The organism is Alteromonas sp. McT4-15 (genome assembly GCF_020515205.1).
Lineage (GTDB): Bacteria > Pseudomonadota > Gammaproteobacteria > Enterobacterales > Alteromonadaceae > Alteromonas.
In genome coordinates this window covers 67,285-78,645 of record NZ_JAJALG010000019.1, presented here as the reverse complement: position 1 = coordinate 78,645, position 11,361 = coordinate 67,285, and the positions used below count along the sequence as shown (strand labels likewise).

Sequence of the window (11,361 nt, the reverse complement as noted above, 5' to 3'; positions counted from 1 at the left end):
AATTAAATATATCGAAATATGAATCGTCGTTGTGACACTCTTAACGAGTGCCCACACAGATTGTCTTGTCTAAATTTTTAAAGAACATTCACTAGAAGCGTTGCTTCTTAGTGACTCACCCTGTTCGAGTGAGGTGCGCATTATACGCTGGAAGTTTTCGTTGTCAACACTTTTTGAAAATTTATTTTCTGAAGCGTTTCTTCTAAACTCCCGTCTTTACTGGTCTATGTAGGTAGTAGAGACTTACTTCAAGAGGTTTGCTGTTTTGCTTTCCCCCGAAGCGGATGCGCATTTTAGGGAATTGAGCGCCCACGTCAACACTTATTTTAAAAAAAGTGTCATATTGCGTTTGTTTGCTCAATAAAGCCCCACTTCGCTCAGCAAACACACTATTTTATAGTCTCACTATGGACCATCTAGCGATCTACACTATTTGTTATCACCTAATCACGCTCTCCTTTGTTTGCAATAAACATATAGAGATTTAGTACACCCGTATTCTTAAATAACGCAATTAGCGTGGTAAAGTAATTGTCATTACTCTTACTCATTCATTTTTCGATACCTAAAATAGTAGAACTAATAAAGTATCAATAGAAAAGGAATCATGCTTTGACCCTACGTACCTATAAATCGATAACCCCAACTCTTGGTGCTAACTGCTATGTCGACCCGTCAGCTGTCATTGCCGGTGATGTAGTATTAGGTGATGACGCAAGCATTTGGCCCCTTGTCGCGGCAAGGGGCGATGTAAACAAAATCAGAATAGGTGCCCGTAGTAATGTACAAGATGGTAGCGTGCTGCACGTTACTCGCAAATCAGCACAAAACCCCGAGGGCTTTCCATTAATTATTGGTGAAGATGTGACGGTAGGCCATAAGTGCATGCTACACGGTTGTGAACTTGGCAGTCGGATACTGGTTGGTATGGGGGCTATTATTATGGACGGCGTTATTGTAGAAGACGATGTGTTCATCGGTGCTGGTACATTAGTCCCTCCCAATAAGCGTCTTGAAAGCGGATACCTTTATGTAGGCAACCCAATGCAAAAGAAACGTCCTCTGAAAGAAAGCGAAATTGCCTTTCTAAAACAGTCGGCGATTAATTACGTTAATTTAAAAGACGAATATTTAGAAGACGCCTAGACCTCTGCATTCAGGACGCTATTTGTCTGCAAGAATGTTTAATAAGTGGCGCTGCTGGGCTATATCCCGACGAGCCGTGCCACTAGCTCTTTATCAGTTCTCTTACTTTATCTACTACCTTGGCAGTATTTGGTTTTTTGCCTGTCCAAATGGTAAATGCTGCGGCAGCTTGTTCAACTAACATACCTAACCCATCTAAACTTTGCGTTACCCCCAACTTTGTTGCTTCTTGCATAAAAGGTGTCGGTGAATTTTTATAAACCATGTCATACACCGCTTCACACTCACTTAAGGACGCTGCATTTATATTGCATGGAAGTTCGCCGTTTAAACTTGCTGCAGTAGAATTGATGATTACGTGTGGTGTTATCGACGCTACGTCCTCAAGCGTCATTACCGCTATTTCATTGTACTGACTTTCACTGGCCACCTGCTCTGCACGGCTTAGCGTTCTATTAGCAATAGTAAGTTTTGCGATACCGGCTTCAAATAACGGCGAAACAACACCTCGTGCCGCACCACCAGCACCTAACAGTAAAACGTGTTTATTTTTTAGTGCTACACCGTTATTAAGTAAATCATTCACTAAACCAATCCCGTCGGTGTTAAAACCATAAACGTTTCCATCCGCTGTCTTCATGAGCGTATTTACGGCCTTCGCATCATTCGCGGCAGCGTCTTCAACCTGAGCAAAATTATAGGCATCTAATTTGAACGGCATAGTAACATTGCACCCTATTGCAGCATCTTGGGCTAGAAATGCTGATGCTGCTTCGACAAAACCATCTTCAGGCGCCAGGATTTTTTCATAAGAAATCTCTTCCCCTACCTGTTGTGCAAACATTTGGTGGATAGTTGGTGATAAACTCTGAGCTATAGGATTTCCGAATACAGCGAATTTTTTCATGGGAATACGAGACTTATTTAAAACAAAACAGAAAAGCGAAGATGTTAAAAAGAGTACACCATATTACCGAATAGGTGGAGAAGAGAAAGTAAGAGCACTTTCCAATACGTTCTATGACATTATGGAAACCGATCCTATGGCCGAAGAGCTATTGGCTATACATCCGCAACCTCTCGACAGAATTCGACATGTATTCTTTTTGTATTTAAGCCTGTGGTTAGGCGGTCCCGATGACTTTCAGCAACAGTTTGGCCATCCGCGGCTTCGTGCTAGGCACTTACCCTTTACTGTTACACCTGTGCTTAAAGATCAGTGGATGTATTGTATGCGCAAGGCTTTGTTTCAAACCGTTGACGATATGGCACTTGCTCAACAATTGCTGCAAGCGCTCGATCAACTTGCAGAGCATATGATTAATAGCAAATAAAAAAGCGCGCTGTCGAGATTACTCTCTTGGCGCGCAAGTCCCCTGTTACTGTTCACGCTCTTAATGGCGCATGAGTAGTGCAATTAAATAACTAGAATGTGTAACCCACTGAGATAGTGTAAACCCAAGGGTCAATTTCAATATCGCTCACAACGCCATCAGCTTCACCTACTTTAAATGTTGCGTCGGTATCAATATCGATGAAACGTACTGAGGCATTCACGTGCCATTTTTTATCTACAATGTAGTCCATTCCAACTTGTGCTGTAAGTCCAAATGAATTGTCTAGTGATAAGTCGCTAAGGCCAGCATCGCTGTTAGCCCCTGTAAACTCTTCGTCAAAGAAAATTGTATAGTTTACACCAGCTCCAACATATGGCTGAAACGGCGAGTTAGCATCGTTAAAGTAGTAGTTTGCAGTTAACGATGGTGGCAAATGTGTTACTTCACCCAATTGAGTACCCGTACCCAACGGATCGGAAACAGAGAAGTTCACATCGTGTTTGAAAGGTGTAGCAGCTAACAACTCAAGGTTGATGTTGTCTGTTAGGAAGTACGCCACATTAATACCAAGTTGCGTATTGTTATCAACCGTTAATGCAACACCTAGATCAGTACCACCAGCAATGATATTTGATGATGACTCATCTGGGGCAACGGTAGTTAGGCCGCCGCGCACAACCCAGTCACCTTGCTGGTGAGCGCTAGCTAGTGGAGAAAGTGCTGCGAGTGTAAGGCAAATTGCTGAAAGAGTGTGTTTACGCATGGTGTGTCTCTCGTGTGTTTAAATAAGATGACGCCACTGTACGCTTTTGATGAAGTGAAATGTTGATCCAGCGCAAAGTTCATAAGTAACTGAAACACTGACACTAATACAAGTTGATATAGATCAAAAAGAAACGCCGCAATGATTATGTTGCGGCGTTTCTGGCATATTGGTTAACTATTATCGCGAGAGTTACCACTGTGTAGGTTTAAGCCAATCGACTAGTTTGGCTTCTGCACTACCTGGTGCAGGTGTATAACAATACTCCCATCGCGCCAGCGGCGGCATAGACATAAGAATTGACTCTGTCCTACCACCAGTTTGCAAACCAAACAAAGTGCCTCTATCAAACACCAAGTTAAACTCTACGTAGCGACCACGACGATACAGCTGAAAGTCACGCTCCCGTTCGCCGTAAGGCGCTTGTTTTCTGCGCTCCACGATAGGGACATAGGCATCAATATAGCCATTACCCACGGCTTGCATAAACGCAAACGATTGCTCGAATCCCCACTCATTGAGATCGTCAAAGAAAAGACCGCCAACACCACGTGTTTCATTTCGATGCTTCAGATAAAAGTAATCGTCACACCACTTTTTGTATTTTGGATAGACCTCTTCACCAAATGGCTTACAGAGTTTTTTAGCTGTATCATGCCAATGCACAACATCTTCTTTAAATGGATAAAAGGGCGTTAGGTCAAAACCACCACCAAACCACCAAATAGGTGCCTCTCCCTCTTTTTCTGCAATAAAAAAGCGTACGTTTGCATGTGAAGTGGGAATGTAAGGGTTATGTGGATGAATAACGAGAGACACCCCCATCGCCTGGAAATTACGGCCTGCTAGCTCTGGTCGGTTTGCCGTTGCGGATGCAGGCATTTGACTACCAAAGACATGTGAGAAATTGACGCCGCCTTGCTCGATAACCGCACCGTCTTTAAGTACACGCGAGCGACCGCCGCCTCCCTCTTCACGTTCCCAGCTGTCTTCAACAAATTGACCTTTTCCGTCGGCAAGCTCTAATGTTTGACAAATAGTATCTTGCAAGTTGAGTAGATAAGCTTTTACCTGTGCAATAACATCTTTTGCGTTTTTTCCGTCTAGTAGCTCTGTTGATATCATGGGCGTATTACCTCTGCTGTATCGCCATCTCGTATTACACTGGGTTTTGTAGCACCGCCAACTTCGCCCTCAACATACGTCACGGATTCTGCAAACACAGCTTTAGCTTGCTCTAGTGTTATGGCGGGAGATTGTCCTGTGAGATTGGCACTGGTTGACACCAAAGGTTTACCTAATTTTGTGCAAAGTGCCACAACCACTGGATGATTGGTTACCCTAACGGCTATTTTGTCATGCTGCCCAGTAATCCACTGCGGTGCAGTTGCCGATTTTGGTAGTAACCACGTATTAGGGCCAGGCCAACTAGAAAAAATATCAGTGCGTCTGTCTGGCCTAATCGCATTATCATTAACGTAAGGTAAAAGCTGACTATAATTGGCTGCAACTAAGATAACGCCCTTTTCTACTGGACGTTGCTTAAGTTCCAATAATGCGTTTACAGCAGTTTCATTATCAGGGTCGCACCCTATACCCATGACCGCTTCTGTAGGATAAACCAGTAACTTTCCTTCATTGAAGGCAGCGACAATAGGGTCGCTTTCTTTCACATCATCCGATGCAGAGTCAATTGCATTCCCATTGTGGAATTCAGACATGTTCTTCTCAGCTTTCGCGCAGGTTATTTCTTAAAGCCACAGGAAGGTTGTGGGCATTGAACTTGCCCTTTTTTATCAATCAACACTCCCCATCCGCATTGTGGACAGGCTTCGTTCACAGGCGTGAAATTTAGCACATAACGACATTGGGGATAATGGTTACATGCAAAAAACTGTTTTCCATACTTGTTAGTACGCGATATTAAATGCCCTTTCTTACATTTGGGGCAGTCAACAAGCGTGTCTTCTTGTTGTTTAATCGGTGCTATGTGGTGGCAATCAGGAAAGTTAGTACAGCCAATAAACATACCAAACCGACCTTTCTTTATGGCCAATGTTCCGTTACATTCTGGGCAAGACACACCATCCAGTGTTTTTAAAAGCGTGGTTTGTTTATCGTGAAGCGGTTTACTAAAGTGACAATCTGGATACCCCGTACAGCCAATGAACGGACCTGATTTACTATTTTTAATATGCAGCGGTTTACCACAATCAGGACAATCACCAAAGTTATCCTCTAGTGCATGCTCGTGAGCGGAAAACAAAGAATGGTCTATTTTCGACATAAGAACCTTAAGTGCACTACCATTGGCAGCGCACTTAGTTAAACACAAAAAGCGCGACGGCAGATTTTAATTTAATGCAATACGCCATCAGGCTCTTCGAACAGTAAATCTTCCATTTGCGCGTAGGCTTTCTCTTTACCCGGCACGTTAAATAGCACCATTAGCACAACCCATTTCAAATCTTCCAGACAGAATTCGTTAGAGTCGATTTCCATTACACGGTCGATCACCATCTCACGAGTTGATGCATCAAGCACATTTACTTGCTCTAAAAACATCAGAAAACCGCGACATTCTACGTCTAAACGCATTTGTTCTTCATGGGTGTAGATACGGCTCAAACTGGTACTAATGCCTTTACAAAAATAAGGCTTTATATCCGTTTCTTGTAATGCAGCCAGTTTCTCTAGCCATGCGAGGGCTTTGTAAATTTCATCATGATGAAACCCTGCGCGCACAAGCTCTTCGGTCAACTCGTCTTGGTCGACGCGAATTTCAGTTTCACTATGTATGAAGTTTTCGAACAGATACATGAGGATATCGAACATGTTATTTTCCCCTCAATTTAACGTAGCCCCCAGGGACAGCGGCTACCAAACCACGCAATTCATATTCTAATAATGACGCCATTACTTTATCGACAGTAACAGCATTGCGCTGGGCTATAACATCAATAGCGGTGATGTCATAATCCACACTAGCTAATAATTTATCGGTTGCCAAGCTATTCACTTCACTTTTTTGTTTTTCGACGTCTACGCCTAAGCTCAACTGCTGAGGCTCAATCGCGAATTCATCGAAAATATCATTTACTTTAGTTACTAATTTGGCCCCCTGTTGGATTAACCAATGGCAACCTTCGGTGTAAGCGTGGAAAATGCTTCCTGGCACCGCAAATACCTCTTTGCCTAGATCTGCGGCCAAATTAGCAGTTATCAAGGTACCACTCTTTATTTTTGCTTCTACCACCACAGTGCCCATACTTAGTGCGGCAATAATCCTATTTCGTCTAGGAAAGTGCCATGGCTTAGGGCCTTGTCCGGGGAAGAATTCAGAAATAATAGCGCCCCCAGCATCAACAATACTATTTGCAAGTGCTTTATTCTTTGACGGATATATTACATCTGGCCCTGTTCCCATTACGGCAATGGTACGCCCATTTCCCGTTAGCCCACCGCGATGAGCAGCACTGTCTATGCCTGTTGCTAAACCACTTGTTACCGTTATTCCAACGGCAGAGAGCCCCTGAGCAAACTCTTGAGCAGTAGTTTTTCCTGCATTGCTCGCTCTACGGCTTCCCACAATAGCCACTTGCGGTTTTTTTAGTAGCTCAGGCTCACCAATAACAAAAAGTACCAAGGGTGGACTGACTAGTTGTTTAAGTGCATCAGGATAAAAAGAAGAACCAAAATAAACTAAATGGTGCGCAGGATTACTGCAGGCCCAATTAATCGCTTTTTCTACTAATCCAGGTGCTATAGCCGCTTTTAGCTCATTTAACTCAACCGACACATTAGGTAAATCGGTAAGCAGTGTTAACGCTGAGCATTGATAATGATCAAGTGCCTCTAGCCATTGCTTGCTAGCAACACGCTGAGCAGAGGCCATATGAAGCCAGGCTTGCTCTTGAGAAGAAAGTAATATTGATTGCACTGCCGCTCCTAACATTACGGCAATGCCTGTAAATTGATTACGGGTTAGCGGCTATAAAGCCCTTGGTTATCCCTTTACTTGCCCGTGTAATCAAACCATAGCTGGCCGTATCAAACGTTTTAAATATGATGACTTCACCGACTTTCATCGCTGGCTGCGAAACGGTATCCATAAACCATTCACCGCCGCCACTCACGCCGGGCTCATTAACGTAACGAGGCTCTTCGTCGTCAATAATTGCAGGTCCTTGAACATACAACCCCATCACCGTTCCTGGAACAACATCTGCCGTACCTAGATCAATAATAACAACGTCATACTTACCTAGTAGATCGTGATCATGGAGGTCGCCTACTACTCTGCCACGCTGTGATGTGGCAGGCATAAGCGTTAAGCTATCTGGGTATTCAAAACCGCCTTCCAGAAGTTTGTCACCGCGCTTTGCCTCTTGATTGGCATCGTCAATATGTAGCAGCATGGCATTTTCTGTCTGCCCTTCAGGAATAACTGACGCAGTAGAAATGTGAGTGACCTGAACACCGAGTATTTCACCGTGTAAGTTTTTTATCGTATCTTGCTTTCTTACTACTTGATACTGACTGTTGGTACTGAACTGCGTCTGACCTAAAACGAAATCATCAGAGGCGAAACGAACATTGCCATCTTGATTGCCTAGCAATTTGGGCAGAATTTCGTAGTTGCCTTCATCAAGAAATGTATGCTGTCTGATAAATGGAGCAATGGCTTCCCATGCCAATACATCAATCGGCGATGGCTTAACGCGTTTATTCGTTTGTGGGGAAAGTCGCAAAGAAGGCTTCTCACGCTGTAGCGTCAATACTGGCTCACCGTCTACAAAGCCCACTGTGATGATATCACCGGGGTAAATAAGGTGAGGGTTGTTGATTTGTGTATTGGTTCGCCATAATTCTGGCCACAACCACGGTTGGTCAAGAAACACATTCGCAATACCCCACAAGGTATCACCTTTTTTCACTGTGTACGTCTGTGGCGCACTTTCTTTTAGCTGCAATGACAACGCGGGTAAAGACAGCATCGCGCATATGGCTAAAATAATCATTCGACAAGAGTTGTTTAATCGCTTTTTCAAATTAACCACCTGCAAAATATTCACTGCCATACATTGTTGCTTTTTCAGACAATAGCACTATATCGGCATCTATACGTATTGTTATAGGCATTCGGCAAAAAACTGCACGAAAGCACGTGATATACGTTAGAATAGTAACTTAATAGGCACTGTAAAGTGTGCTGGCAATTAGATCGTATATGAATTTATACAGCGAAAAGGTGAAGTAAGCGAGAAATGGCAATTTTAGACGTATTAAGTTTTCCTGATGAACGTCTTCGTACGGTAGCTAAGCCGGTCGAAGAAGTGAATGACGAAATTAAGCAGCTCGTATCTGACATGTTTGAAACCATGAAAGATGAAAATGGTATTGGCCTAGCGGCGACGCAAGTCGATCGTCACGTACAAGTTGTAGTCATGGATGTATCAGAAGATCAAAGCGAGCCACGCGTATTCATTAACCCTGAAATTATTCGCAAAGATGGGGTGACTATCAGCGAAGAGGGCTGTTTATCTGTACCAGGCAATTACGCCAAAGTAGAACGCGCTGAGTCAATTACCGTTAAAGCACTTGATGCAGATGGAGAAACATTCGAGCTTGATGCAGAGGGCTTACTCGCCATTTGTATTCAGCACGAATTAGACCACCTAAAGGGTAAGCTTTTTATTGATTACCTGTCTCCTTTAAAGCGCCAACGCATTCGTAAGAAGCTTGAAAAAGAAGCACGTTTAGCCGCTAAAGCGTAAGGACACTTGTGACAACGCCATTGAAAGTTATTTTTGCCGGTACGCCGGATTTTGCCGCTCAGCACTTAGCGGCGTTATTAGATAGCAAACACGATGTTGTTGCTGTTTATACGCAGCCAGACCGTCCAGCCGGACGCGGCAAAAAGCTCACTGCAAGTCCCGTCAAGGTATTGGGTGAAGAGCACAACATTCCCGTTTATCAGCCTGCTTCGTTAAAACAAGATGCAGCCCAGCAAGAACTTGCTGCCATAGACGCTGACATAATGGTAGTGGTGGCCTATGGTTTATTATTGCCGACAGCGGTACTTAACGCGCCTAAGTTAGGCTGCATTAATGTGCACGGCTCAATTTTGCCAAAGTGGCGTGGTGCAGCCCCTATCCAGCGTGCCATTTGGGCGGGCGATAGTGAAACTGGTGTCACAATCATGCAGATGGATGAAGGTTTAGACACTGGCGATATGCTTCACATCGCTACACTCCCCATAGAAAGCAGTGATACCAGCGCAACGTTATACGATAAGCTTGCCGCACTGGGCCCTAAAGCGCTTGTCGATGTACTCGATAACTTCGATAGCTACTCGCCAGAAAAACAAGATGATGCATTGGCCACCTATGCGAAGAAACTTTCTAAGGAAGAAGCTCTTATTAATTGGCATGACGATGCTGCACAGATTGAACGTAATATTCGCGCATTCAATCCGTGGCCTGTCGCCTGGATGAAAATTGACGAACACAATGTCAAAGTATGGTCTGGTGACGTTGTAGCATTGGATAAAGCTGTTTCACCTGGCACCATTGTCAGTGCTAATAAAGAAGGCATAACCATTGCCACAGGAAAAGGAGCACTGCGCATTACCAGCCTGCAAATACCTGGTAAAAAAGCATTGCCAGCAGCCGATGTTATCAACGCACGACAAGCCTGGTTTGAAATCGGTCGCAATCTTACACAAGTGACAACAGAGTGAAGCCATTTCCCCTTCCCAAACAAAAAAACCTACGCGCAGACTGTGCGTGGGTTATTTATCAAATTTTAGAACAGGGTAAATCATCTCGAGAGTGTCTCGAACGTGTGCAGCGCAGGCACAATATTCGTGATAACGCATGGCTACAAGAAATGTCATTAGGTGTTATGCGACAATTGCCTGTATTGCAGCACTGGCTAAGGACTTTGTTAGACCGTCCGCTTAAAGGCAACAAGAAGATTATTGAACACCTTATTTTACTCGGGTTATATCAACTTAACTTTACCCGCGTTAGCCAACACGCTGCTGTAGGTGAAACGGTGGCCGCGGCGTCCTATTTGGGTGGTGCAGGACTTAAAGGTTTAGTGAATGCTGTTTTGCGTAATTTTGAGCGTGAAAAACTAGCTAGCAAGCCCATAGAGAACCCCATTATTGAAAGTGGACTACCTAAGTGGCTGTACAAAGCGATTGATAATGCATATTGCGCAGATGCTGACGCCGTGCGCACGGCAACAAATGCAATGGCACCTATATGGCTGCGTGTTAATCGACAGCAAACCTCATTAGGTGACTTTCGCGCAGCTCTCGATAACGCAGAAGTGAAGTACACGCTAAGCGACCACCACCCTGACGCATTAATCTTGGCAAAGCGTGAAGACATTACCGCGCTGCCGGGGTTTGATAAAGGTCACTTTGCAGTACAAGACGGCGCTGCCCAACTAGCAGCACACTACTTACAAGCACAATCTCACGAACGTATTTTAGACTGTTGCGCCGCGCCAGGCGGCAAGACAGGCCATATTGCTGAACTTACGCCCGATGTGGGTTATCTGTTGGCACTTGATGCCGATGGCGACAGGTTAAAGCGTGTAGAAGAAAATATGACACGCCTTAAGCATAGCGTTGATATAAAGCAAGGCGACGCTGCTCAACCGTCACAGTGGTGGGATGGACAATTGTTTGATCGAATCTTACTTGACGCTCCCTGCTCTGCCACTGGTGTAATCCGCAGGCATCCAGATATACGCTGGTTGAGAAAGTCGACCGATATTGTCAATCTGGCACAGTTACAGCGTAAGATACTCGACGCATTATGGGGCTTATTAAAACCAGGTGGCACCCTGCTATACGCCACTTGCTCTATATTGCCACAAGAGAATAAGCTTCAAATTCAGCAGTTCCTTAAAGACACCTCTGATGCAACGTTAGCGCCATTGCTAAAGACGGAAACCCCAGAGAATCCAGGTCGCCAAATTTTACCGAGTGAGCAACAAATGGATGGTTTCTATTATGCGAGACTGGTAAAGTCAAAAGCATAAGATGTGCGTTATCAACGTAATCAGAGCGCTGGTGTATAAATAGCAAGGCAAAATAAT

The 11,361-nt window shown here is 44.2% G+C and carries 13 protein-coding genes; 5 read left to right on the top strand and 8 right to left on the bottom strand.

Going from position 1 to position 11,361, the window contains the following annotated elements:
• Positions 1-612 precede the first annotated feature (612 nt).
• The gene (locus LHL20_RS13795) at positions 613-1,146 is read left to right on the top strand and encodes a gamma carbonic anhydrase family protein (RefSeq protein WP_226433705.1); all 534 of its coding nucleotides are present in this window, start codon (positions 613-615) and stop codon (positions 1,144-1,146) included.
• 82 nt (positions 1,147-1,228) lie between these two features.
• Here LHL20_RS13795 and aroE read toward each other — a convergent pair whose 3' ends face one another.
• Positions 1,229-2,053, bottom strand: a complete 825-nt coding sequence (gene aroE / locus LHL20_RS13790) for a shikimate dehydrogenase (protein WP_226433704.1) — start codon at positions 2,051-2,053, stop codon at positions 1,229-1,231.
• Here aroE and LHL20_RS13785 point away from each other — a divergent pair.
• Positions 2,052-2,480, top strand: coding sequence for a group II truncated hemoglobin (locus tag LHL20_RS13785; RefSeq protein WP_226433703.1), 429 nt, complete (start codon positions 2,052-2,054; stop codon positions 2,478-2,480). The two genes, aroE and LHL20_RS13785, sit on opposite strands and share 2 nt — an antisense overlap.
• A gap of 91 nt (positions 2,481-2,571) precedes the next feature.
• On the opposite strand, the gene LHL20_RS13780 is transcribed toward LHL20_RS13785, so the two are convergent.
• The 7 genes from LHL20_RS13780 to LHL20_RS13750 form a co-directional block, all read right to left on the bottom strand.
• A complete protein-coding gene (locus LHL20_RS13780) occupies positions 2,572-3,246 on the bottom strand; it encodes an OmpW family outer membrane protein (protein WP_226433702.1) in 675 nt (224 codons plus the stop codon).
• Between the two features lie 192 nt (positions 3,247-3,438).
• Positions 3,439-4,371 carry an oxygen-dependent coproporphyrinogen oxidase gene (gene hemF, locus LHL20_RS13775; RefSeq protein ID WP_226433701.1) on the bottom strand — a complete coding sequence of 311 codons (933 nt, stop codon included), beginning with the start codon at positions 4,369-4,371 and terminating at the stop codon, positions 3,439-3,441.
• Entirely contained in the window at positions 4,368-4,967 is a 600-nt protein-coding gene (locus tag LHL20_RS13770; protein WP_226433700.1) for a Sua5/YciO/YrdC/YwlC family protein, read from the bottom strand. The genes hemF and LHL20_RS13770 overlap by 4 nt, the downstream gene beginning before the upstream one ends.
• 23 nt (positions 4,968-4,990) lie before the next feature.
• A complete protein-coding gene (locus tag LHL20_RS13765; RefSeq protein ID WP_226433699.1) occupies positions 4,991-5,533 on the bottom strand; it encodes a DNA topoisomerase family protein in 543 nt (180 codons plus the stop codon).
• A 71-nt stretch (positions 5,534-5,604) separates the two neighbouring features.
• A complete protein-coding gene (locus LHL20_RS13760) occupies positions 5,605-6,081 on the bottom strand; it encodes a DUF494 family protein (RefSeq protein ID WP_014947732.1) in 477 nt (158 codons plus the stop codon).
• 1 nt (position 6,082) lies between these two features.
• The gene (gene dprA, locus LHL20_RS13755; RefSeq protein WP_226433698.1) at positions 6,083-7,186 is read right to left on the bottom strand and encodes a DNA-processing protein DprA; all 1,104 of its coding nucleotides are present in this window, start codon (positions 7,184-7,186) and stop codon (positions 6,083-6,085) included.
• A 37-nt stretch (positions 7,187-7,223) separates the two neighbouring features.
• Positions 7,224-8,327, bottom strand: a complete 1,104-nt coding sequence (locus LHL20_RS13750; RefSeq protein ID WP_226433697.1) for a LysM peptidoglycan-binding domain-containing protein — start codon at positions 8,325-8,327, stop codon at positions 7,224-7,226.
• A gap of 186 nt (positions 8,328-8,513) precedes the next feature.
• On the opposite strand from LHL20_RS13750, the gene def reads away from it, so the two are divergent.
• The 3 genes from def to rsmB are packed head-to-tail and all read left to right on the top strand — an operon-like array spanning position 8,514 to position 11,304.
• Positions 8,514-9,023: a peptide deformylase gene (gene def, locus LHL20_RS13745; protein WP_202263046.1), complete on the top strand. Its 510-nt coding sequence runs from the start codon at positions 8,514-8,516 to the stop codon at positions 9,021-9,023.
• 8 nt (positions 9,024-9,031) lie between these two features.
• On the top strand, positions 9,032-9,988 hold the full coding sequence (fmt, locus tag LHL20_RS13740; RefSeq protein WP_226433696.1) for a methionyl-tRNA formyltransferase: 957 nt from the start codon (positions 9,032-9,034) through the stop codon (positions 9,986-9,988).
• Positions 9,985-11,304, top strand: coding sequence for a 16S rRNA (cytosine(967)-C(5))-methyltransferase RsmB (gene rsmB / locus LHL20_RS13735; protein WP_226433695.1), 1,320 nt, complete (start codon positions 9,985-9,987; stop codon positions 11,302-11,304). Before fmt ends, rsmB begins: the two co-directional genes overlap by 4 nt.
• The last annotated feature ends 57 nt before the right edge of the window (positions 11,305-11,361 follow it).